The 22676-nt window shown below is 72.6% G+C and carries 17 protein-coding genes; 2 read left to right on the top strand and 15 right to left on the bottom strand.

Translation table 11 applies throughout. From position 1 onward, the window contains the following. Positions 1 to 146: 146 nt before the first annotated feature. The 9 genes from IE237_RS29755 to IE237_RS29715 form a co-directional block, all read right to left on the bottom strand. The gene (locus tag IE237_RS29755; protein WP_189805222.1) at positions 147 to 2468 is read right to left on the bottom strand and encodes a xanthine dehydrogenase family protein molybdopterin-binding subunit; all 2322 of its coding nucleotides are present in this window, start codon (positions 2466 to 2468) and stop codon (positions 147 to 149) included. Beyond that, positions 2465 to 3922 (bottom strand): (2Fe-2S)-binding protein, encoded by a 1458-nt coding sequence (locus IE237_RS29750; protein ID WP_229842972.1) that lies wholly within the window; start codon positions 3920 to 3922, stop codon positions 2465 to 2467. Before IE237_RS29750 ends, IE237_RS29755 begins: the two co-directional genes overlap by 4 nt. Further along, the gene (locus tag IE237_RS29745; protein ID WP_189805221.1) at positions 3919 to 4794 is read right to left on the bottom strand and encodes an FAD binding domain-containing protein; all 876 of its coding nucleotides are present in this window, start codon (positions 4792 to 4794) and stop codon (positions 3919 to 3921) included. Before IE237_RS29745 ends, IE237_RS29750 begins: the two co-directional genes overlap by 4 nt. Before the next feature lie 224 nt (positions 4795 to 5018). Next, entirely contained in the window at positions 5019 to 6653 is a 1635-nt protein-coding gene (locus tag IE237_RS29740; protein WP_189805220.1) for a beta-N-acetylhexosaminidase, read from the bottom strand. 4 nt (positions 6654 to 6657) lie between these two features. Further along, the gene (locus tag IE237_RS29735; RefSeq protein WP_189805219.1) at positions 6658 to 7506 is read right to left on the bottom strand and encodes a carbohydrate ABC transporter permease; all 849 of its coding nucleotides are present in this window, start codon (positions 7504 to 7506) and stop codon (positions 6658 to 6660) included. Beyond that, positions 7503 to 8447 (bottom strand): carbohydrate ABC transporter permease, encoded by a 945-nt coding sequence (locus IE237_RS29730; RefSeq protein ID WP_370468317.1) that lies wholly within the window; start codon positions 8445 to 8447, stop codon positions 7503 to 7505. Before IE237_RS29730 ends, IE237_RS29735 begins: the two co-directional genes overlap by 4 nt. 5 nt (positions 8448 to 8452) lie before the next feature. Continuing rightward, a complete protein-coding gene (locus IE237_RS29725; RefSeq protein WP_189805218.1) occupies positions 8453 to 9769 on the bottom strand; it encodes an extracellular solute-binding protein in 1317 nt (438 codons plus the stop codon). Between the two features lie 241 nt (positions 9770 to 10010). After that, positions 10011 to 10298 (bottom strand): DUF3039 domain-containing protein, encoded by a 288-nt coding sequence (locus tag IE237_RS29720; RefSeq protein WP_015033918.1) that lies wholly within the window; start codon positions 10296 to 10298, stop codon positions 10011 to 10013. Positions 10299 to 10328: 30 nt separating this feature from the next. Further along, a complete protein-coding gene (locus IE237_RS29715; protein WP_189805217.1) occupies positions 10329 to 10889 on the bottom strand; it encodes a YqgE/AlgH family protein in 561 nt (186 codons plus the stop codon). 278 nt (positions 10890 to 11167) lie between these two features. On the opposite strand from IE237_RS29715, the gene murA reads away from it, so the two are divergent. After that, the gene (murA, locus tag IE237_RS29710) at positions 11168 to 12508 is read left to right on the top strand and encodes a UDP-N-acetylglucosamine 1-carboxyvinyltransferase (RefSeq protein ID WP_189805216.1); all 1341 of its coding nucleotides are present in this window, start codon (positions 11168 to 11170) and stop codon (positions 12506 to 12508) included. Positions 12509 to 12620: 112 nt separating this feature from the next. Here the strand turns inward: murA and IE237_RS29705 are convergent, their stop codons facing one another. The 6 genes from IE237_RS29705 to IE237_RS29680 form a co-directional block, all read right to left on the bottom strand. Beyond that, the gene (locus IE237_RS29705) at positions 12621 to 12902 is read right to left on the bottom strand and encodes an HU family DNA-binding protein (protein ID WP_015033921.1); all 282 of its coding nucleotides are present in this window, start codon (positions 12900 to 12902) and stop codon (positions 12621 to 12623) included. Positions 12903 to 13214: 312 nt separating this feature from the next. After that, complete coding sequence (locus tag IE237_RS29700) at positions 13215 to 14645, bottom strand: NAD-dependent malic enzyme (protein ID WP_189805215.1); 1431 nt, start codon at positions 14643 to 14645, stop codon at positions 13215 to 13217. Positions 14646 to 15033: 388 nt separating this feature from the next. After that, entirely contained in the window at positions 15034 to 17364 is a 2331-nt protein-coding gene (locus IE237_RS29695) for a HelD family protein (protein WP_189805214.1), read from the bottom strand. Positions 17365 to 17516: 152 nt separating this feature from the next. Further along, positions 17517 to 18653 (bottom strand): uroporphyrinogen-III synthase, encoded by a 1137-nt coding sequence (locus IE237_RS29690; protein WP_189805213.1) that lies wholly within the window; start codon positions 18651 to 18653, stop codon positions 17517 to 17519. Positions 18654 to 18737: 84 nt separating this feature from the next. Then, on the bottom strand, positions 18738 to 20093 hold the full coding sequence (locus tag IE237_RS29685) for a nitrate/nitrite transporter (RefSeq protein ID WP_189805212.1): 1356 nt from the start codon (positions 20091 to 20093) through the stop codon (positions 18738 to 18740). Positions 20094 to 20272: 179 nt separating this feature from the next. Beyond that, positions 20273 to 21238, bottom strand: a complete 966-nt coding sequence (locus IE237_RS29680; RefSeq protein ID WP_229842971.1) for a LysR family transcriptional regulator — start codon at positions 21236 to 21238, stop codon at positions 20273 to 20275. Positions 21239 to 21321: 83 nt separating this feature from the next. Between IE237_RS29680 and IE237_RS29675 the strand changes: the two genes are divergently transcribed. Further along, positions 21322 to 22638 (top strand): MFS transporter, encoded by a 1317-nt coding sequence (locus IE237_RS29675; RefSeq protein ID WP_189805210.1) that lies wholly within the window; start codon positions 21322 to 21324, stop codon positions 22636 to 22638. Positions 22639 to 22676 lie beyond the last annotated feature (38 nt).

The following is a 22676-nucleotide window of genomic DNA, read 5'->3' as shown; positions in this document are numbered from 1 at the left end:
GACGCACCATCCATCTCGGCTCGCATGCCGCCGCTCCTCCCCCGTGAACCACCATGCTGTGTACCGCACAAGTCTAGAAGTTCACTGTAGTCAGGAACGACGACAGTCCGCACCTCCCGGTTGCACAAGCAACGGACATCACATGGTTACGAATTGGGCACGGCGACCGCCGCCTGGGGGCGGATCGGGAGGCGGTTGACCGGGCGGCCCGTCGCCGCGCGTACCGCTGAGGCCACCGCGGCCGGTGAGGTGACGACGGGGATCGCGCTCGCCGCCTTGGCGCCGAAGGGGGCCACCACATCGCGTTCCTCGACGAGTTTCACGATGCGAATGTCCGGGGCATCCAGGGATGTCGGGAGTGCGTACCCCGTGAAGTCGGGGTGCCGGACCAGACCACGGGCGGTGCGGAGGTTCTCCGTGAGGGCCGCGCCGACACCCTGGGTGACGCCCGCCTCGATGCGGGCGGTCAGCTGGGCGGGGTTGAGGACGCGGCCGACGTCCTGGGCGACGGCCATCTCCACCACCCGGACCGCGCCGAGTTCGATGTCCACGTCCACCACCGCGCGGATCGCGCAGAAGGCGAGGCCGACGAACGCGTCGCCCTGGCCGGACTCGTCGAGCGGCTCGGTCGGGTGGGGGCGGCACTGGGCCGTGGCCCAGAGTTCCTTACCGTCCATCGCCTCCGTGACCGTGGTCGACAGGACGCCGTCGTACGAGGTGATCTTGCCGTCCGTGATCTGGAGCAGCTCGGTCGACATGCCGAACTTGTGGGCCAGCGGCTGGAGAAGCTGCGTCCGGACCATCTTCGCGGCCCGTTCCACCGCCCCGCCCGACACCCAGGTGTGGCGGCCGTGCGCGGCCGGGCCGGCCGGGGGCTGGTCGGTGTCCACGGGGGCGACGTGGACCTCGTCGATGCCGAGGGTCTCCTGGACGATCTGGCGGGCCAGGGTGGAGAAGCCGGAGCCGGTGTCCACGGCCGAGCAGATGACCGTGGCGACCCCGTCCATGACACGGACGGTCGCCGTCGACACCTCGTCGGTGCCCTCCGCGCCGAGCATGTGCACCATGCCGAGCGCGTACCCCACGCCCCGCCGCACCGCGCCGGGTTCGCCCGCGCCCTCGGGGCCGCCGGGCAGCAGCCAGTCGCCCTCGGGGGTGTCCTTGGGCAGCGCGGGCAGCGGGAAGTCCCGTACCGCCGCGAGCAGTTCGGCCACCGGGGCCGGGCAGGTCACCGTCTGGCCGGTGGGCAGGATGTCGCCCGTCGCCATGACGTTCCGCATGCGCAGCTCGGCCGGGTCGACGCCCAGCTTCGCGGCCAGCTTGTCCATCTGGGCCTCGTACGCCGCGCACACCTGCATCGCGCCCTCGCCCCGCACATGGCCGGAGGGCGGGTTGTTCGTGCGGACCGCCCAGCCCTCGACGAAGGCGTGCGGGACGACGTACGGGCCGCAGGCGAAGGCCACGGCCGCCGCGAGCGACTCCGACGACGAGTCCGCGTACGCGCCCGCGTCGAGCAGGATCTGCGCCTCCACCTTCACCAGGCGCCCCTCCGCGTCCGCGTGGTGGCGGTACCGCAGCAGGGTGGGGTGGCGGTGGGCGTGGCCGAGGAAGGACTCCTCGCGCGTGGCGGTGAGTTTGACCGGGCAGCCGGTGCGGAGGGCGAGCAGCCCCAGCGGGATCTGGAAGCCGGGGTCCTCGCGGTCGCCGGTGGCGCCGGGGACTCCGGTGACGACCAGCTTGACCTGCTCGGGCGGCAGCCCGAAGCAGGCGGCGGCCAGGTCGCGGTCGGTGTGCGGGTCGGTGGAGGCGGTGTAGATCTCCACCCCGCCGTCGGGGCGCGGTACGGCCAGGCCGGCCTCGGCGCCGATCGGCGCCGGGTCCTGGCGGCCGATCCGGTACAGGCCCTCGACGACGACCTCGCCCGTCGCCGCCGGGTCGCCGAAGCGCAGCGGGATGTGGCGGATCAGGTTCCCGTCGGGGTGCAGTGCCTCGGCCGCGAACGCCTTCTCCGGGTCCGTCACCGGGTCGAGCACCTCGTACTCGACGCCGATGGCGGCGGCGGCCAGCCGGGCCGTGTCCGGGTGGTCGGCGGCGACGGCCGCCAGGGCCTCGCCGTGGTGCCGGACCAGGTCGGAGGCGAAGACGGGCCGGTCGGCGACCCTGCGCCCGTACGTGGCCGCGCCCGGCACGTCGGCGGCCGTCACCACGGCCCGTACGCCCGGCATGGCGGCGGCCGCCGTGGTGTCGATGGACACGATCCGGGCGTGCGGGTGCGGCGAGCGCAGGATCGCGGCCCAGAGCAGCCCCTCGGCCCACAGGTCGGAGGCGTACGGGAAGGTGCCCTCGGTCTTCGCCCGCGCCTCGGCCTGCGGGAGCGAGGTGCCGAGGCCGTGCGCGGCCGGTTCCTGGCCGACGCCCCCGGGGGTGTCGAGAGCCGCGGGAGCGGCGGTGGTCGCGTCGCTGCTCACGCCATGCCTCCGTCGTGCGGGTGGGGGATCTGGTGCGGGACACGGGCCTCGCCGGCCGCCTCGGGCGCGTTGGCCGCGGCGGCGGCCTCGCGCTCGGCGACGACGTCCCGGACGGCGTCGAGCACGCCCCGGTAGCCGGAGCAGCGGCAGAGGTTGCCGGCCAGGGCCTGGCGGGTCTCCAGCTCCGTGGGGGCGTGGTTGCCCTCCAGGAGGTCATGCACGGTCATGCACATGCCGGGGATGCAGAAGCCGCACTGGACGGTGCCGCACCGGGACATCGCCCGCTGCACGTCCGAGGGCTCGCCGTCGGCCGCGAGGCCCTCGACCGTCCGCACCTCGCTGCCGGCGGCGGTCGCCGCGGGCACCAGGCAGGAGGCGACGAGCCGCCCGTCGACCTGCACGTTGCACGCGCCGCACTCGCCCTGCGAGCAGCCGTCCTTCGCCCCGGCGAGGCCGAGGCGCTCGCGCAGGACGTAGAGCAGCGACTCGCCGATCCAGGAGTCGGTGACGGGCCGGTCGGTCCCGTTGACCCGCAGGGTGTACGAGGTGTGGGGGTGCTCGTCGCTGTCCGTGGAGGCGTCGACGGCGGGCGCGGCGGCGGGCGCGGACACGGGTCCGGAGACCTCCGGGGCCTCGTCCTCCGCGGCGGCCTCGGGCGCGAACTCCGGCACGAACTCCGGAGCGGACTCCGCCGCGAACTCCGGAGCGGACTCCGCCACGGCCTCCGGAGCCTCCTCCGGCTCCTCCCCGGCGGCCTCGGCCACCGGCTCCACCGGCTCCACCGGCTCCTCCGGGAGCGCCCAGGGCGCGGGCGCGCCGCCCGGCAGCGTCGCGGGGGCCTCGGCGTACGGGGCGGGCGCCGGGGTCTCCTCCGGCACGGCCGGGATCTGCCACTGGCCCGTGGCCCCCGGGTCGGCGGCGGGCGCCACGACCTCGTCGAAGCGCCACTCGGCCGTCGCGTGCGGGTCCTGCCCGTCGTGCCCGGCGTGATCGAGGTGCTCGACGTGCCCGGCGTGCCCGGCGTGCTCCACGTACTCGGCGTGCTCGGGCGCCTCGAAGTGCTCGGGCGCCTCGAAGTGCTCGACCACGTTCTCCACGTACGCCGGCGGCTGGAAGCGCTCCGCCTCCCGCGGCGGGCCCTCCGGCGCGTGGTCCCGGTACGCCGGCTCACCGCCCTCGAACCCGTCGAAGTACTGCGTCTGCTGCGCCTCCGTCGGGACGTGCACCGTCCAGCTGCCCGTCGCCGCCGGATCCGTCGCCGCGACCGGGCTGAGCGGCTGCAGCGGGGTGATCATCGGCGGTACGTAGCCGTGGCCGGGCGCCTCCAGGGGGACGCCGTCCAGCATGAAGTCGGGCGGCAGCTGGACGAAGGCGGTCGCGTCGCCGTCGTACCCCTCGCTCTGCGGGATCGGCTCCCAGCCGCCCTGGTTGCCGTGCTGTTCGTCGCTGCTCACGCGAGTGCCCTCCCCAGTGCCCGTCGGGCGAGTGCGGCGACGGTGCGCCGCAGGTGCTGTACGGCCGGGGGCAACTGTTCGTCGCCCGGCGGGTCCGGGATGCAGGCGGCGGCGACGTACTCGCCGAAGGCCGCCAGCGCCTCCGGGGCGAGCCCCCGGTCGTTGTCCCAGTCCACCAGCGAGGCGATCCAGCGCTCGGCCTCCAGCGGGCGCAGCGGCATGGGCGCCACGGCGCCGACCGCGCAGCGCACGCCGCGCCGGGCCGGGTCGAGGACGACGGCGACGGAGGCGGTGGCGCGGGCCGGGCCGGTGCGGCCGGTGGCCTTGAGGAAGACCTGGGGGGCGTGGAGCAGCGGGACGCGGACGAAGCCGACGAGCTCGCCGGGGGCGAGCAGGTCGCGGCCCGCGAGGAGGTGGGAGACGGGGATCTCGCGGCTGCCGAGCGGGCCGAGGACGACGAGGTCGGCCTCCAGGGCGGCGAGGACGGGCAGCGAGTCGCCGGTGGGCGCGGCGGTGACGATGTTGCCGCCGAGGGTGCCCGCGTTGCGGATCTGGGGCGGCCCGGCCGCGCGGGAGGCGGCGGCGAGGGCCGGGATGAGGGCGGCGAAGTCGGGGCGGCCCATCCGGGCGTGGGTGAGGCCGGCGCCGAGGAGGGCGTGACCGTCCTGGTACTGCCAGCCGCGGATCTCGTTGATGCGGCTCAGGCCGACGAGTCCGGCGGGCCGGAGCTGGCCCTTGTTGACGGCGGCCATGAGGTCGGTGCCACCGGCGACGGGCACGGCGGCCGGCATGGCCGTGAGCGCCGCCACGGCCTCGTCGAGCGAGGCGGGCAGCGTCACGGACTGCGCCGTCTGTGGTGCGTGCGTGGTCAACCCGCTGCCCCTTCCCGGTGTCCCGGTGGTCCCCGACTGTGCCCGGCCGTCGCGCCTGCGTGTGGGCGTACCGTACGTGCTCACAGGCCGGACGTGGCAACTCTGGCACATCTTCCGAGGAGTCCGGCGCGAGGGTCCGCGAAGGACTGTTCCGTCCGGGACGCCCCCGCTGTGACGGTAACTTCCGTTTCGCCGCTCTTGGGTGACGGGGGGCGTCGGGTCCCTCACACGTTCGGGGGCCGGCCCTCCAGGGGGCGGCCCAGGACCCCGGGGCGACGCTGCCACGGGTGGGGTCCGGCGGGCGGGCGGTGGTCGACTCCGAGGGCCTCCAGGCGCCGGTAGTGGGTGCGCATGCGGCGCTCGAATCCGGCGTGGTCGCGCGCCTCCGGCGCGGGCAGCGCGGACCAGGCGACCTCGGCGAAGGCGGCGAGGCGCGGGAAGACCTGGTAGTCGACGCGGGAGCGGTTCTCCATGACCTCGGTCCAGACGTTGGCCTGGGTTCCCAGGATGTGGGCGGCGGCCTCGGGCGAGAGCCCCGGCGGGACGGGCTCGAAGCGGTAGACGTCCTCCAGGGTGCGGACGTATCCGATGGGCATCGGCTCGTCCTCGCCCGGTGCCTGACGGTGGTCCAGGTAGACGTGCTGCTCGGGGCACATGACGACGTCGTGGCCGGCCTCGGCGGCGGCGATCCCGCCCGCGTAGCCCCGCCAGGACGAGACGGCCGCCCCTTCGGCGAGACCGCCCTCCAGGATCTCGTCCCAGCCGATGAGGCGGCGTCCGCGGGCGGCGAGCCAGCGGTCGAAGTGGCGGATGAACCAGGACTGGAGGCCGTCCTCGTCGCCCACCCCCAGCTCCTCGATGCGGGCCTGGACGGTCGGAGAGGCCTTCCACTGGTCCTTGGGGCACTCGTCGCCGCCGACGTGGACGAAGGTGGACGGGAAGAGGTCGAGGACCTCCTCGAAGACGCCCTCGTAGAAGCGGAGGACGGCCTCGGTGGGGGCGAGGACGTTGGGGTTGACGCCCCAGGTGTCCCAGACGGTGAGGGCGGCGGTGTCGACGACGTCGGTGTTGCCGAGTTCGGGGTAGGCGGCGATGGCGGCCTGCGCGTGGCCGGGGAGGTCGATCTCGGGGACGACGGTGATGTGCCGCTCGGCGGCGTACGCGACGATCTCGCGGATGTCGTCCTGGGTGTAGAAGCCGCCGTGCGGGGTCTCGGTCCAGAGCGGCGAGGCGCGGTGTCCCCACTTGGTCCGGGCGCGCCAGGCGCCGACCTCGGTGAGCTTCGGGTGGCGCCGGATCTCGATGCGCCAGCCCTGGTCGTCGGTGAGGTGGAAGTGGAAGACGTTCAGCTTGTGGGCGGCGAGCAGGTCGAGGTAGCGCAGGACGTCGTCCTTGGGCATGAAGTGCCGGGAGACGTCGAGCAGGAGGCCGCGCCAGCCGAAGCGGGGGGCGTCCTCGATCGTCTGCGCCGCGAGACCCGCGACCGGCGCGCTCCTCACCGGCGCCTTGCGGTACGCGTCGGGGCCGAGGAGCTGGCGGAGGGTCTGGGCGCCCCAGAACACGCCGGCGGGGCCGCCGCCGGTGATCTCGACGACCTCGTCGACCAGGACGTGGAGCCGGTACGCCTCGGGGGCGAGGGTGTCGTCGATGCGCAGCCGGATGCTGTGGGCTGCGTTCTCGTCGGCCGTGTCCCGCAGCGGGAGCGCGAAGGCCGCGCCGAGCGTGGTGCGCAGCCAGCGCTCGGTGGTCCCGGTGCCGGGGGCGGCGTACAGGGTGGTCTCCCGGTCGAGGACGAAGCCGCGGCGGTACGGTCCCTCGACCCGCAGGGGCGCCGGGATCAGGTCCATGGGGTGGGTCATCGCGTCAGTCCTTCACCGCCCCGCCGAGTCCGGAGACCAGGCGGCGCTGCACGAGTACGAAGAAGACGAGCACCGGGATCGTCATCACGGTCGACCCGGCCATGATTCCTCCCCAGTCGTTCTCGTCGGGCTTGAAGAAGACGAGCAGCGCCATCGGGAGGGTCGACTGCGAGGTGTCGCTGATGAGGAAGGACTTCGCGAAGAGGAAGTCGTTCCAGGTCGAGATGAACGAGAAGACGCTCGTCGCCACGAGGCCGGGGAAGACCAGCGGGAAGAGGATCTGCCAGAGGAAGCGGGTGCGGCTCGCGCCGTCGATCTGGGCCTGCTCCTCCAGGGCCTCGGGGACCGCCTTGACGAAGCCGCGCAGCATCCAGATCGCGAACGGCAGCGAGAAGGCGATGTGCGGCAGGATCAGCGAGCCGAGCGTGTTGAGCTGGCCGAAGTCCCGCATGAGGAAGAAGAGCGGGATGGTCAGCGCCTCGACCGGCACCATCTGGGCGACCAGGAACATGACGAGCAGCGTCGTCCGGAACCGGAAGCGGAACCGGGTGACGGCCGTCGCCGCGAGGAAGGCGATGAGGGCCGAGGCGAGGACGACGGTGCCCGCGACGGTGAGCGAGTTGAGGAAGTACCGGCCGAAGTCCTGCTGCTCGAAGACGCGCCGGAAGGAGTCGAGGGACGGGGAGAGCGTCCAGGGGCGGGGGTGCGTGGACTGGATCTCGCCCGCCGGCTTGAGGGCCGAGAGGACCATCCAGTACAGCGGGAAGGCGACGGCGGCGGCGACGAGCAGGGTGCCGGCCTCGGCGACGAGGCGCCCGGGACGCCGGATGCGGTACGTACGGGAGGTGGTCACAGTTCTTCTCCCTGGCGTCGCAGCAGCCGCAGGTAGACCAGCGTCACGGCCAGCAGGATCAGCAGCATGACGACGCCGATCGCCGAGCCGAGGCTGTACTGGGACGAGGCGAAGGCCTTCTGGTAGGCGTACACGTTGAGGACGAGGTTCTGGCCGGCGATGCCGCCGCCGTTCGTCATCACGTAGATCTGGGTGAAGAGTTTGAAGTCCCAGATGATCGACTGGATCGTGACGACGACCAGGATCGGCCGGAGCACGGGGGCCATGACCGAGCGCCAGATCCTCCACTGCGAGGCGCCGTCGAGGGCGGCGGCCTCCAGGACCTCGGACGGGATGGCCTTGATGCCGGCGTAGACGGTCACCATCACGAACGGGAACGAGCACCAGACGACTTCGAGGAGGACGAGGGCGAAGGCGCTGTACCGCCCGTAGGTCCAGGAGAAGTCGCCGAGCCCGAGCAGCCTGTTGACGGGGCCGAAGTCGGGGTCGAAGAGGAACACCCAGACGGTGGATCCGGTGACGGCGGGGGTCGCCCAGGCGCCGAGCGCGGCCAGCATCAGGACCAGCCGGGGCAGGGCACGCACGCGCGTGAGGAGGACGGCGAGGGAGCAGCCGACGGCGAGGGTGGTGACGACGCAGGCGGCGGCGAAGAGGACGGTGGCGAGGAGGACCTGGCGGAACTGGGGGTCGGTGAAGAGCTCCGTGTAGTTGCCGAAGCCCTGGAAGGAGGTAGGTTCGCCGCCGCTGACCTGGGCCTGGGTGTACTCCAGGAAGGAGATCAGGCCGAGCTGGTAGACGGGGTAGACGAGGAGTCCGCCGAGGACGGCGAGGGCGGGCAGCAGGTAGAGCCAGGGGGTCCAGGGGCTGGTGCGCCGGGGGGTGCGGGGGGTCCGCACGGCGGCCGTGAGCGGCTCGGCGGGCCGGGTGAGCTGGGTCGTCATGCGGCTCAGCCCGCGGCCGAGAACGCCGCGTCCATCTTCTTCGCCGCGTCGCCGGAGGCCGTCGCGACGTCCTTACGGCCGCTGACGACCTCCTGGAACATCGTGGGCAGGACGAGGGAGGCGTCGATCTGGCCCCAGCCGGGGGACGCCGGGACGAACCGGGTGCCCGCGCCGAGGGTGTCGATGAAGGGCTTCACGAAGGGCTGGCGCCGGGCCGCGGCGGTGCGGACGTCGGTGTACGTGGGCAGGAAGCCCATCGCGTCGAACAGCTTGCCCTGGGTCTCCTTGCCGGTCAGGGACTTGAGGAGGTCGACGGCGAGGCTGCGGTGGGAGGTGCTCTTCAGGACGCCGATGTTGTTGCCGCCGGCGAAGGCGGGGGCGATGGAGCCGGGGGTGGTGCCCGGCAGGGGGACGACGGCGTACTTGCCCTTCACGGTGCCGGCCTCGACGGCGGCGTGGCTGAAGTCGCCGCCGATGGCCATGCCGGCCTTGCCGGAGGCGAAGGCGGTGACGGTGGCGTTGCCGCCCATCTGGGCGCACTTGGCGGCCGGGCAGTTGTCGTCGCCGAAGAGCGAGGTGTACGTGCTGATGCCCTTGCGGGCGGCCTCGCTGTCGACGGCGGCCTTGTAGGTGTCGCCCTTCGCGGTGGCGAGTTCGCCTCCCGCGGCCCAGACGAAGGGCATGGCGCCGTAGGTGTAGGCGCCGCCGACGGCGATGCCGTACAGCTCGGGCCTGGCCTTGCGGATCTTCTTGGCGGTCGAGACGAGTTCGGCCTGGCTCTTGGGGGCGGTGAGGCCGAGCTCCCGGAACACGTCGGTGCGGTAGTAGAGGGCTCGGACGCCGACGAAGAGCGGGGCGCCGTAGATCCTGCCGCCGACGGTGACGGACTGCCTGGCGGTGGGGTCGGTGTCCTCGGCCTCGTCCCAGGCGGCGAACTCGGCGCTGATGTCGGCGAGTCCGCCGTCCTTGACGTATCCGGCGGTGTCGGTGTTGCCGTACTCGATGAGGTCGGGCGCCGACTTCGGGTCGTTGAAGGCGGCCTTGACGCGCTGGGCGCGGGTCTCGACGGGGATGTACTCGACCTCGACCTTCGCGCCCGCGTGGCTCTTCTCGAAGGCGGCGACGGCCTGCTGGACGACCTGCTCCTTGGGCTTGTTGCTCACCTCCTGGAAGAGCCAGACGCGCAGGGTCCCGCTCTTCTCGTCGGCCGTGGCCGTGCCGCCGGACGTCTGGGGCGCGCAGGCGGTGGCGGTGAGGCCGGCCAGCAGGAGTGCGGCGGCCGAGGCGGTGACGCTGGCGGGAAGCTTTCGGGCGGACTTCATGGCGGATCCCCTCCGGATGCATGCGTTGCATCATGTGCAATGAGCGTTTCGTGCTGCACAACACGCGTGAGGTTAGGCGCGTCTCCGGCGGGCCGACAAGAGGTCTCGACCACCTCAACCACTCCGTGACCGGCGAAAGCACCCCGTGCAACGCGCGCGGAGGACCCGAGAACGCGGAACGGCCCCCGTCGTGCGCACCGAAGTACGCACGACGGGGGCCGTCCCCGACGTCAGGACCCGCTTACTTGTCCTTGCCGCCCTTGTCCTTGTCGCCACCGCCGGCGCCCATGGAGTCGTAGATCTCCTTGCACATCGGACAGACCGGGTACTTCTTGGGGTCGCGCCCCGGTACCCAGACCTTTCCGCACAGCGCCACGACGGGGGTGCCGTCGAGGGCGCTCGCCATGATCTTGTCCTTCTGGACGTAGTGGGCGTAGCGCTCGTGGTCGCCGTCACCGTGGGACACCTGCGGCGTCGGCTCGACGAGGGTTCCCGTACCTGCCCCGCGCTCGGGCTCGAGAGTGCTCATAACCGCCAAGGGTACTGAAAGCCCGCGGCCTCAGTTGAGGGACGGGTCGTCGGCGTACGTCGCGATCATCGCGAGTTCGCCGCGCTGCCGTCGCAGCACCTGCCGCCACAGCGTCTCGGGGCGCGGCGAGGAGACGTCGCCGGGCTCCGACTCGACCACGTACCAGGCTCCGTCGCCGAGCTCGGACTCCAGCTGGCCGGGTCCCCAGCCCGCGTACCCGGCGAAGATCCGCAGCGAGCCGAGCGCCGGTCCGAGCAGCTCGGGCGGGGCCTCCAGGTCGACCAGGCCGATCGCGCCGTACACCCGCCGCCAGCCGAGGGGGCCCTCGTCGCCGGGGATCACGGCGAGGCCGAGGGCGGCGTCGAGCGAGACGGGGCCGCCCTGGAAGACGACGCCCGGTTCGCCGGCGAGGGCGGCCCAGGGCGCGAGGATGTCTCCGACGGTCACCGGGGTGGGCCGGTTGAGGACGACGCCGAGGGAACCCTCGTCGTCGTGGTCGAGCAGCAGGACCACCGCGCGGTCGAAATTCGGGTCCGCCAGCGCGGGGGTGGCCACGAGCAGCCGTCCTGTGAGCGAGGACACCTCGGTCATGCGACACATGATCCCGCATCTTCGGCGTTCGCGGGGGTTGTCGGGAGGGATGCGGGGAAGCCGGGGACCAGCGCAGTTCAGGAGGGACGCGGCCGGCGCGCCGGGGCGGCCCGCGGGGACAAGCGGACGGTGACGCTCCGCAAGATCATGGGAACAGAGGGTGTTGTGCCGAATTCATTACATCTGACAGGCCCCCCGAGGCACCCGATCGGGGTCTCATGGCCCTTTACCCTTTTCTCTGGCCACCCGTCGGACCCCACTTTCGGAACGCGAGATTCATGACCGGCACAGACGATGTCCTGCTTGTCCACGGCGGCACCCCGCTGGAGGGCGAGATCCGCGTCCGCGGCGCGAAGAACCTCGTGCCCAAGGCGATGGTCGCCGCTCTGCTCGGCAGCGGCCCCAGCCGCCTGCGCAACGTGCCCGACATCCGTGACGTCCGCGTGGTCCGCGGGCTGCTCCAGCTGCACGGAGTGACGGTCCGCCCGGGCGAGGAGCCCGGGGAGCTCGTCCTCGACCCGACGCACGTCGAGTCCGCCAACGTGGCTGACATCGATGCCCACGCCGGTTCGTCGCGCATCCCGATCCTCTTCTGCGGCCCGCTGCTGCACCGCCTCGGCCACGCCTTCATCCCGGGCCTGGGCGGCTGCGACATCGGCGGCCGGCCCATCGACTTCCACTTCGACGTGCTGCGCCAGTTCGGCGCCACCATCGAGAAGCGGGCGGACGGGCAGTACCTGGAGGCCCCGCAGCGCCTTCGCGGTTGCAAGATCCGCCTCCCGTACCCCTCGGTCGGCTCGACCGAGCAGGTGCTGCTCACGGCCGTCCTCGCGGAGGGCGTCACCGAGCTGTCGAACGCGGCCGTGGAGCCCGAGATCGAGGACCTGATCTGCGTCCTGCAGAAGATGGGCGCGATCATCTCCATCAACACCGACCGGACCATCCGGATCACCGGTGTCGACAAGCTCGACGGCTACACCCACCGGGCGCTCCCGGACCGCCTGGAGGCGGCCTCCTGGGCGTCGGCGGCGCTGGCGACCGAGGGCAACATCTACGTGCGCGGCGCCCAGCAGCGCTCGATGATGACCTTCCTCAACACGTACCGGAAGGTCGGCGGCGCCTTCGAGATCGACGACGAGGGCATCCGCTTCTGGCACCCGGGCGGCTCGCTCAACGCGATCGCCCTGGAGACGGACGTGCACCCCGGCTTCCAGACGGACTGGCAGCAGCCGCTGGTCGTGGCCCTGACGCAGGCCTCCGGCCTCTCCATCGTCCACGAGACGGTGTACGAGTCCCGGCTCGGCTTCACCTCCGCGCTGAACCAGATGGGTGCGCACATCCAGCTGTACCGCGAGTGCCTGGGCGGCTCCGACTGCCGCTTCGGCCAGCGGAACTTCCTGCACTCGGCGGTCGTCTCCGGCCCGACGAAGCTCCAGGGCGCCGACCTGGTCATCCCCGACCTGCGCGGCGGCTTCTCGTACCTGATCGCCGCGCTCGCGGCCCAGGGCACGAGCCGGGTCCACGGCATCGAGCTCATCAACCGCGGCTACGAGAACTTCATGGAGAAGCTCGTCGAGCTCGGCGCGAAGGTCGAGCTCCCGGGCAGCGCGCTGGTGTAGGGCGTCACGGGCCCGTACAGGCACGAACGGCGTCACGGGCCCGTACAGGCACGAACGAAAGGGCGGCCACCCCCTGACAGGGTGGCCGCCCTTTCGGCGCCTACAGGCAGCCTTACTTGCCCTTGGCGGCTTCCTTGAGCTTCGAGCCCGCGGAGACCTTCACGCTGTAGCCGGCCGGGATGTCGATCGGGTCGCCGGTCTGCGGGTTACGAGCGGTGCGAGCGGCACGGTGGGTGCGCTCGAAGGTCAGGAAGCCGGGGATGGTGACCTTCTCGTCACCCTTGGCGACGACCTCACCGACGGTCTCGGCGAGAGCGGCCAGCACGGCGTCGGCGTCCTTGCGGGTCACCTCGGCGCGGTCGGCCAGGGCGGCCACCAGCTCACTGCGGTTCATGTTGTTACTCCCGTGTTCTTCTTGCCTGTGAGGCGTGCCACGCGGCGGAAGCCGCGCGATTGGGTACAGCGAAGCCGATGCTGCCAGGGCCCTCGGACAGTCCCCGGACCCGGGTCAAATGACAGACCCTCGCGCCCAAACACGCATCCTGCCCCCACCAGCGGCGGGAACGCCAATCCGGCACCCCCGCGGGTCACACGAAAAGCGCCAGAGCCCCGTGGTGGTGACGTTCTGTCGACACCACGAAAACCACGCGGAGCCGAAAAGCCACCCTAAAGGCGGGTTTACGGCTCCGCGAATCGCGACGCGCCGTCAGCGCCCGGACGGCGCCGTGCCCGATCCCGCGGCCTTCGCCGCGGTCCGGACCGCGCCGGCCACCGCGCCGGCGACCTTGTCGTTGAAGACCGACGGGATGATGTAGTTCGGGTTCAGCTCGTCCTCGGTGACCACGTCGGCGAGGGCGGACGCCGCCGCAAGCATCATCTCCGTGTTGACGGTACGGGACTGGGCGTCGAGCAGACCGCGGAAGACGCCCGGGAAGACCAGCACGTTGTTGATCTGGTTCGGGAAGTCCGAGCGGCCGGTGGCGACGACGGCGGCGGTCTGCCGGGCGGCGGCCGGGTCGACCTCCGGGTCCGGGTTCGCGAGCGCGAACACGATGGATCCCTCCGCCATGGCGGCGACGTCCTCGGCGCCCAGCAGGTTCGGGGCCGAGACGCCGATGAACACGTCCGCGCCGACGACGGCCTCCTTGAGGGTGCCGGTGACGCCCTCCGGGTTGGTGTTGTCGGCGATCCAGCGCAGCGGAGTGCCGGGCGCGGCGTCGACGAGGTCCTCGCGGTCCGCGTGCACGACGCCGTGGATGTCGGCGACGACGGCGTGCTTCACGCCCGCCGCGATCAGCAGCTTCAGGATGGCCGTACCGGCCGCGCCGGCACCGGACATGACGACCCGTACGTCACCGATGCCCTTGCCGACCACGCGCAGCGCGTTGGTGAGGGCGGCCAGGACGACGATGGCGGTGCCGTGCTGGTCGTCGTGGAAGACGGGGATGTCGAGGGCCTCGCGCAGCCGGGCCTCGATCTCGAAGCAGCGGGGCGCCGAGATGTCCTCCAGGTTGATGCCCGCGAAGCCGGGGGCGATCGCCTTGACGATCGCGACGATCTCGTCGGTGTCCTGGGTGTCGAGGCAGAGAGGCCAGGCGTCGATGTCGGCGAAGCGCTTGAACAGGGCCGCCTTGCCCTCCATGACCGGCATCGCGGCCATCGGGCCGATGTTGCCGAGGCCGAGGACGGCGGAGCCGTCGGTGACGACCGCGACGGTGTTGCGCTTGATGGTGAGGCGGCGGGCGTCCTCGGGGTTCTCGGCGATCGCCATGCACACGCGGGCGACGCCCGGGGTGTAGATCATGGAGAGGTCGTCACGGTTGCGGATGGGGTGCTTCGACGCCATCTCGATCTTGCCGCCGAGGTGCATCAGGAACGTACGGTCGGAGACCTTGCCGAGGACGACGCCCTCGATGGTGCGCAGCTGCGCGACGATCTCGTCGGCGTGCGCGGTGGAGGTCGCGGCGATGGTGACGTCGATGCGGAGCTTCTCGTGGCCGGAGGCGGTCACGTCGAGGCCGGTGACGGATCCGCCGTGGGACTCCACCGCCGTGGTGAGCTGGGAGACCGCGGTTCCGCTCGCGGGAACCTCCAGCCGGACCGTCATCGAGTACGAGACGCTGGGCGCCGTTGCCATGGCCGAGTTCCTCTGCTTTCCCTGAGCTTCGTTGCTACGCCGCCCCGGCTGGTTGCCCTGGCGGCGCCCTCCGATGGTCGCACCTACCTGCCGGTAGCAGGTAATGCGGTCATTTTGTTTTCGGAAAGTAGTTTCCACCATACGAGAACTCTCGGGGAAACAGAAGAGGCCCCCGTCACCGGAGGTGACAGGGGCCTCAACTTCGTACATACATCTAAGTGGCACCGACCCGCCATGCTCGCCTCGCGGCAAGTGGTCCCTCTGAGGGACGAAGGTTGGGCCCGGGGGCTTGGATCGAGCCGGTGCCACGACAAGGCTAACAAACCACCCTGGCTGGTGATTCCAGCGCCACAGGTTGACTGGAAATCGGCGTCCCGCGCCCGCCGGCTCAGTCCCGCAGCAGGTCCGGGACCCCCGCCTCGTCCGGCATGTCCCGGTCGCCCGAGAGCACCGTCAGCGCCTGCGTGGACCGGGTCAGGGCCACGTAGAGCACCCGCAGACCGGCCGGGGACTCGTCCGCGATCTCGGCCGGGGAGACGACGACGGTGGCGTCGTACTCGAGCCCCTTCGCCTCCAGGGAACCGAGGGCCACCACCCGGTCGCCCAGGTCGGCGAGCCAGCGGGCCGCCTCCCGACGCCGGTTCATGGCGACGACGACGCCCACCGTGCCGTCGACCTCACCGAGGAGCCGCTCGGCCTCGGACCGTACGGTTTCGGCCAGATTCGCCTTGTCCGGGACCTGTACGAAGCGGGGCTCGACGCCCGTCGAGCGGACCGCGCGCGGCGATTCCTTGCCCGGCATGGCGAGGGCGAGGACCTTCGCGGCGAGCTCGGCGATCTCCGCCGGGTTCCGGTAGTTCACGGTCAGCTCGAAGCGGCGCCGGGGCCGGGAGCCGAGGGCCTCGTCACGGGCCTCAGCCGCCTCGTCCGGGTCCGACCAGGAGGACTGCGCCGGGTCGCCCACGACCGTCCAGGTGGCGTGCCGGCCGCGCCGCCCGACCATCCGCCACTGCATGGGCGTCAGGTCCTGGGCCTCGTCGACGATCACGTGCGCGTACTCGGTGCGCTCCGCCGCGAGCCGCTCGGCCCGCTCCCGCTGGGTCTCCTCCCGTACCGGCATCAGCTCCTCCAGGCCCGTGAGCTGGTCCAGCGGGTCGTACTCCCGCTTCTTGCGGGGCCGGGCCGGGGCGCCGAGCAGGGTGTTGAGCTCGTCGAGGAGGGCGACGTCGTGGACGGAGAGCTCCCGCCGCCGCAGCGAGCGCGCGAGCCGCCGCACCTCGCCCGGGTTGAGGATCCGGCGGGCCCAGCGGCCGAGCCGCCGCTCGTCGGCCATCGCGTCGAGGACCTGACGGGGACTGAGCTCGGGCCACCAGGCGTCGAGGAACCCGAGGAACGAGTCCTCCGTCGACACGTCCTCGTCGAAGGAGGAACGCAGCTCGGCGGCGAGCTCGGGGTCGCTGTGCCGGCCGACGGCGCCGGACTTGGCGTACAGCGCGTCGAGGAGGAGCCGGCGGGCGCGCGGCCGGAGCAGGTTGACGGGGGCGGTGCCGCCGAGGACGTTGTGCCGGATGCGGCGGAGCTCGTCGGCCTCCAGCTCCAGCCGCCGCCCGAAGGCGACGACACGGAGCCGGGTGGGCGTACCGGCGGGCGCGCCCTCGGTGTCCTCCCCCAGCTCGGGCTGCGCCTTGGGCGCGGGGGTCTCCAGGGCGCCGCGGGCGGCCTTGCGGAGGACGTGGACCATGCGGGAGGAGCCCTTGACGCGGGCGACGGCGGGCTCGTCGTAGGCGGTGGCCTCGGCGCCGTCGACCAGCGAGCCGACGGCGCGGATCGCGACCTGGCCCTCCTCGCCGAGCGAAGGCAGGACGCCCTCGGTGTACGAGACGAGGAGCGGGGTCGGGGAGACGATCAGGATGCCGCCCGCGTACCGCCGCCGGTCCTGGTAGAGCAGGTAGGCGGCGCGGTGCAGCGCGACCGCGGTCTTCCCGGTGCCCGGCCCGCCCTCGACGTACGTCACGGAGGCGGCGGGCGCGCGGATGACCAGGTCCTGTTCGGCCTGGATGCTGGAGACGATGTCCCGCATGGTGTGGCTGCGGGCCTGGCCGAGGGCGGCCATCAGGGCGCCGTCGCCGATCACGGGCAGCTCGCGCCCGTCGAGGGTGGCGCGGAGCTCGGGGCGCATGAGGTCGTCCTCGACGCCGAGGACCTGGCGGCCCTTGGAGCGGATGACGCGCCGGCGCACGACCCGGCCGGGGTCGACGGGGGTGGACCGGTAGAAGGGCGCGGCGGCGGGCGCGCGCCAGTCGATGACGAGCGGGGCGTAGTCGGAGTCGAGCACGCCGATGCGCCCGATGTGGAGGGTCTCGCCGATGTCGGCCGTGTTATCGGGACGTACGGCGTCCTCGGCGGGCTCGACGGACGTGTAGGCGCCGTCGGGGCCCTTCTTCCCGTCCTTCCCGTACAGAAGGTCGATCCGGCCGAAGAGGAAGTCCTCGAACTCGTTGTTGAGCCGGTTGAGGTGGATGCCGGCCCGGAAGACCTGGGCGTCCCGCTCGGCGAGGGCGCCGGGCGTGCCGACCTGACCCCGCTGGGCGGCGTCGTTCATCAGGAACTCCGCCTCGTGGATCTTCTCCTCCAGTCGGCGGTAGACCTGATCCAGATGTTCCTGCTCGACACCGATCTCACGGTCTCTGACCGTGTCCACGGCTTCCTGCGCGGCCACCTAAGGCCCCCTTCTCACGTGCACTGGGCAGCCGTCGAGCGTACGCCACAGGGGGGCACCGTGTCAGTCGCGGGGCCCACGCACGTGGGGGCGATCCTCCCGCGCCGTGGGGGCGGTCGCCCGAAGGGGCGGAGCGACCGCCCCCGACGGGCCTACCCGTCGTACTTCTCCTCCGACGGCGGGTCCAGAGCCAGCCGGTACCCCCGCTTCACCACCGTCTGGATCAGCTTCGGCGTGCCGAGGGCCGTGCGGAGGCGGGCCATCGCCGTCTCCACGGCGTGTTCGTCGCGGCCCGCTCCGGGGAGCGCCTTGAGGAGGTCGGCCCGGGAGACGACCCAGCCGGGGCGGCGGGCGAGGAGGCCGAGGAGGGCCATTCCGGCGGGCGGGACGGGGCGGAGGGCGCCGTCGACGAGGACGGCGTGTCCGCGGACCTCCACGCGGTGGCCGGCGACGGGCAGGATCCGGGAGCGCCCGGGGAGTTCCCGGCAGAGCAGCTGGACGAGCGGCCCGAGCCGGAAGCGCTCCGGCTGGTAGGTGTCGATGCCCTCCGCCTGGAGCGGCAGCGCGGTCACGGGTCCCACGCACACCGCGAGCACGTCGTGCCGGAGCGCGGCGAGGAGTTCGTCCCGTACGCCCCGCTCCTCCGCCCGGGAGAACAGCGAGGCGGCGGCGGGCGCGCTGGTGAAGGTGACCGCGTCGAGGGTGCGGGAGAGGGTCGCGTCGAGGAGCCGGTCGAGCGGGCCGATGTCCTCGGGGGGCATCCAGCGGTAGACGGGGACGCCGACGACCTCGGCGCCGCCGGCGGTGAGCGCCTCGACGAAGCCGGGGAGGGGCTCGCCGTGGAGCTGGAGGGCGATCCGGCGGCCTGCCACGCCTTCGCCGAGGAGCCGGTCGAGGACCTCGGCCATGGACTCCGAGGAGGGCGACCAGGACTCGGTGAGTCCGGCAGCGCGTACGGCTCCCTTGACCTTGGGTCCGCGGGCGAGGAGCTCGACGTCCCGCAGGACGCGGAGGAGCTCCTCCCCGTACCCCCAGCCCTCGGCGGCCTCGACCCAGCCCCGGAAGCCGATCGCCGTGGTGGCGACGACGACGTCCGGGGCGTGGCCGATGAGCTCCTTGGTGGCGGCGAGGAGTTCGGTGTCGTCGGCGAGCGGGACGATCCGCAGGGCGGGGCCGTGGACGACGGCCGCGCCGCGCCGGCGCAGCAGCGCGATCAGCTCGTCGGCGCGGCGTGCCGCGGTGACGCCGACGGTGAAGCCGGCGAGGGGGCCGTGTTCTTGCTCGTCCATGGGTCCTGAGCCTGACGGGGACGCGTGACGGTCTCGGTTCGCGCGTATTTCCTGGTCGTTACGGTCCGCGCCGGGCATCGGGGGTCACACCCGGGCGTAGCCGGACCGGGGCTCCGGCTCCGTGACCGCCTCGGCGGTCTCGGGGACGGTGGCCGGGGCCCGAAGGTATACCGCCCAGGTGACGACCATGCAGGCCGCGTAGAAGGCGAGGAAGGCGACGAAGGCGGCGGTGCCGGTGCCCGCGGTCTGGAAGGACTGGCGGAAGGCGAGGTTGATGCCGAGTCCGCCGAGGGCGCCGACGGCGCCGATGAGGCCCATGGAGGCCCCGGAGAGCCGTCGTCCGTAGACTTCGGCGGCCTCGCCCGCGAGGCCCTTGCGGTGCCCCTGGGCGAGGAAGATCGCCGGGATCATCTTGTACGTGGAGCCGTTGCCGAGGCCGCTGAGGACGAAGAGTCCGATGAAGCCGACGAGGAAGACGGTGAGCGACTCGACGACGGAGGCGTAGATCACCACCGAGGTCGCCGCGGCCATCGCGGCGAAGGTCCCGAGGGTGATGCGGGCGCCGCCGTGCCGGTCGGCGAGGGAGCCGCCGACGGGCCGGATGAGCGAGCCGAGCAGCGGGCCGATGAAGGTGAGCGAGGCGGCCTGGAGCGGGGTGCGGCCGAACTGGGTCTGGAGGACGAGGCCGAAGGCGAAGCTGTAGCCGATGAAGGAGCCGAAGGTGCCGATGTAGAGGAAGGCCATGACCCAGGTGTGCCGGGCCTTCACGGCCTCCTTCGCGGCTCCGGTGTCGTTCTTCACGGGGGCGAGGTTGTCCATGAACAGCGCGGCGCAGAGGGCGGCGACGACGATCAGGGGCAGGTAGACGCCGAGCACGATCCTCGGGTGGACGGCTCCGGCGGTGCCGATGACGAGGAGGCCGACGAGCTGGACGACGGGGACGCCGATGTTGCCGCCGCCCGCGTTGAGGCCGAGTGCCCAGCCCTTCTTCCGGAGCGGGAAGAAGGCGTTGATGTTGGTCATCGAGGAGGCGAAGTTGCCGCCGCCGACGCCGGTGAGCGCCGCCACGAGGAGGAAGGTGGTGTACGAGGTGCCGGGGTGCATCACCGTGAAGGCGAGGCCGGTGGGCAGCAGGAGCAGCAGGGCGCTGAAGATCGTCCAGTTGCGGCCTCCGAAGCGGGCGACGGCGAAGGTGTACGGGATGCGGATCAGCGCGCCGACGAAGGTGGCGGTGCCGATCAGGAAGAACTTTCCGGCCGGGTCGACCCCGTACTGGGGGCCCATGAAGAGGACCATGACCGACCAGAGGCTCCAGATCGAGAAGCCGATGTGCTCGGAGAGGACGGAGAAGAGCAGGTTCCGCCGGGCGATCCGTTCTCCCTTCTCCCGCCAGAAGGTCTCGTCCTCCGGTTCCCAGCGTTCGATCCAGCGGCCACCCATCTCGCACCTCCACGGAGTCGGATCCCTGATGGGACCGACGCTAGGAAGGGCGCGTTTCAGGCCGGTGCCGTGAGGTGACGGTGACGGAACCTTGCTCTCACCCGGCGTACGGGCCTCCTGTGAGCGCCCCCGCCGCCCGCTGCCGCCCCGGGCCCCGGGGGCCTGTCTTGAAGACGGCCCTACGCGGGCAGCCCCGGCTCCCCCTCGGGCAGCCAGGCGCCGGGCGGGCGGGTGAGCCAGCCTTCCCGGGCCCCCAGCTCGGCCGCTGCCCGGCGCAGGGCGTCCAGGCCGGGGTGGCGGAGCCCCTTGCGCCACACGAGGCTCACGGGTGAGAGGGGGACGGGGTCGACGAGTGGCCGGATCACGCAGTTCGGCATGGGCGGGAAGTCGACGACGGCGAGGACCGGGTGGCCGTGCTTGGCCATGAGCCGGCGGAACTCCTCGTGGCCGATGGCCAGGGGTGCGGGCGGGGCGATCGCGATGCCGCGGCCGGCGAAGAGGCGGGCGGCGAGGTCGGTCCACTCGGGCGTGCGGTCGTTCCCGGCCCCGGCGTAGATCCGTTCGCCGGCGAGCCGGGCGAGCGGCACCTCGGGCAGGACGGCGAGCGGATGGTCCTCGGGGAGGATCACGGCCATCGGCTCGTAGCGGACGAACTGGGAGTCGAGCCCCGCCCTGAGCCGGGCGTCGAGCCCTCCGTACCGGCCGAAGGAGGTGTCGATCCGGCCGGCGAGGATGGACTGCGCCGCGCCGGTGAGTCCGCTCTCGTAGCGGGCCATCAGCTCCTGCTCCGGGGCGAGTTCGCGGGCCCGGAGGAGGACGCGCTCCTGGACGAGGTCGGGGCTGTTGAGGTCGACGAGGAGCGGCCGGGGCGCGGCACGGAAGGCGTCGCTCAGCTCGTCGTGGGCGGCCAACACCCGGCGGGCGTACGGGAGGAGACGCTCGCCGTCGGGGGTGAGGGCGACCTGTCGGGTGGTCCGTACGAACAGCCCGGTGCCCAACTCCCGCTCCAGACGCCGGATGTCGCGGCTGAGGGCCTGCTGGGCGAGGTAGAGACGGGCGGCCGCGCGGGTGAAGTGCAGCTCTTCGGCGACGGCGGTGAAGGCGCGCAGAAGGCGGGGGTCGATGTCGTACGAGGAGGTGACCACCGCCGCATCTAACAACACAGACGCGTGAATGGCCACCGTTCAGGTGTTGGACCGGCAGGGGCATGCCAACCCACCCTTGATCCATGCCGCAACCGGACCTCACCCTCACCCCGGCGGGCCCGGCCCTCGCCCCGCGCTACCGCGACCGGGCGAGCCACGCCCTCCCCCGCCGCCGGGAGCCCCACGCCCTCCCCCACCCGCGCGACACCCCCCACGCGCCGCCCGGGAAGCCCTCACCCCCCGCCAACCCCTACCGCCGCCTCTTCACCCACCCCGGCACCCGCGCCTTCACCGCCGGGAACCTGATCGCCCGGCTCCCCATGGGCATGTTCGGCGTCAGCGCCGTGATCATGATCGCGGCGGCGTACGGCTCCTACGCCCTGGCCGGCGCGGTCACCGCCACCGGCCTCGCCGTCGGCTCCGTCACCGGCCCGCTGATCGCCCGGCTCGTCGACCGGTACGGCCAGGCCAGGATCGCGGTCCCGGCCGCCGCCTACGCGGCCCTGGGCCATCTGGTCCTGCTGCTCTGCGTCCACGAGAGGACCCCCGTCTGGGCCCTCTTCCTCACCACCGCCGTCACCGCCACCACCCCGAACACGGGCGGCATGTCCCGGGCCCGCTGGGCACACCTCTTCCGGAACGACCCGGACGCCCTGCACACCGCCAACGCCTTCGAGCAGGCCGCCGACGAGCTCTGCTACATGCTCGGCCCGGTGCTCGCCGCCGTCCTCTGCTCCGCGCTCTTCCCGGAGGCGGGCACCCTCGCCGCCGCCACCCTCTTCCTCGGCGGCGTCCTGGTCTTCACCGCCCAGCGCTCCACCGAGCCACCGATCGCCCCCCGCACCACGGCCGGCTCCCCGCTGCGCGCCCCCGGCATGGCCCCGCTGCTCGCGGTCCTCCTCACCACGGGAGCGGTCTTCGGCTCCATGGAGGTGGTGGCCCTCGCCTACGTGGACGGCCCCGTCGCGGGACCGGTCCTCGCCCTGCAGGCCGCCGGTTCCTGCGCGGCGGGCCTCCTCTACGGCCGCGCCCACCGCACCGCCCGGCTGCGCACCTGCCTGGCCGCGATGGCCGTCCTGATGGCGATGCCGCTGCTGGCCGCCTCGACCGGCTCCCTGCTCGCCCTGGCCGGCGGTCTCCTCCTGGCGGGCATGGCCACGGCTCCGACGATGGTGACGGCCATGGGCCTGCTCCAGCGCCTCACCCCGGCGGCCCAGCTCAACGAGGGCATGAGCCTCGCCGTGACCGCCCTCCTGGCCGGAGTCGCGGCCGGCTCGGCCACCGGCGGCTGGGCGGCCGACCACGCGCCCTTCGCCTCGTTCGGCTTCCTGATCCCGGTGACGGCGGCAGCGCTGGCCCTGACCCTGTGCACGGCGACCGGCGCAGGCCGCCGGGCATGACAAAGGCCCGGCGGCCGCTCGCGCGACCACCGGGCCTG

The organism is Streptomyces tanashiensis, from assembly GCF_014648895.1.
Lineage (GTDB): Bacteria > Actinomycetota > Actinomycetes > Streptomycetales > Streptomycetaceae > Streptomyces > Streptomyces tanashiensis.
The sequence above is the reverse complement of the archived record's forward strand: the minus strand, read 5'-3'. Positions and strand labels throughout refer to the sequence as shown.

What these genes read in the sequence shown, in the direction of transcription:
- IE237_RS29740 (WP_189805220.1), bottom strand. Translation starts at nt 6,653, where the DNA reads ATGACCCACCCCATGGACCTGATCCCGGCGCCCCTGCGGGTCGAGGGA.
- IE237_RS29730 (WP_370468317.1), bottom strand. Translation starts at nt 8,447, where the DNA reads ATGACGACCCAGCTCACCCGGCCCGCCGAGCCGCTCACGGCCGCCGTG.
- IE237_RS29725 (WP_189805218.1), bottom strand. Translation starts at nt 9,769, where the DNA reads ATGAAGTCCGCCCGAAAGCTTCCCGCCAGCGTCACCGCCTCGGCCGCC.
- IE237_RS29720 (WP_015033918.1), bottom strand. Translation starts at nt 10,298, where the DNA reads ATGAGCACTCTCGAGCCCGAGCGCGGGGCAGGTACGGGAACCCTCGTC.
- IE237_RS29715 (WP_189805217.1), bottom strand. Translation starts at nt 10,889, where the DNA reads ATGACCGAGGTGTCCTCGCTCACAGGACGGCTGCTCGTGGCCACCCCC.
- murA (WP_189805216.1), top strand. Translation starts at nt 11,168, where the DNA reads ATGACCGGCACAGACGATGTCCTGCTTGTCCACGGCGGCACCCCGCTG.
- IE237_RS29705 (WP_015033921.1), bottom strand. Translation starts at nt 12,902, where the DNA reads ATGAACCGCAGTGAGCTGGTGGCCGCCCTGGCCGACCGCGCCGAGGTG.
- IE237_RS29700 (WP_189805215.1), bottom strand. Translation starts at nt 14,645, where the DNA reads ATGGCAACGGCGCCCAGCGTCTCGTACTCGATGACGGTCCGGCTGGAG.
- IE237_RS29690 (WP_189805213.1), bottom strand. Translation starts at nt 18,653, where the DNA reads ATGGACGAGCAAGAACACGGCCCCCTCGCCGGCTTCACCGTCGGCGTC.
- IE237_RS29685 (WP_189805212.1), bottom strand. Translation starts at nt 20,093, where the DNA reads ATGGGTGGCCGCTGGATCGAACGCTGGGAACCGGAGGACGAGACCTTC.
- IE237_RS29675 (WP_189805210.1), top strand. Translation starts at nt 21,322, where the DNA reads ATGCCGCAACCGGACCTCACCCTCACCCCGGCGGGCCCGGCCCTCGCC.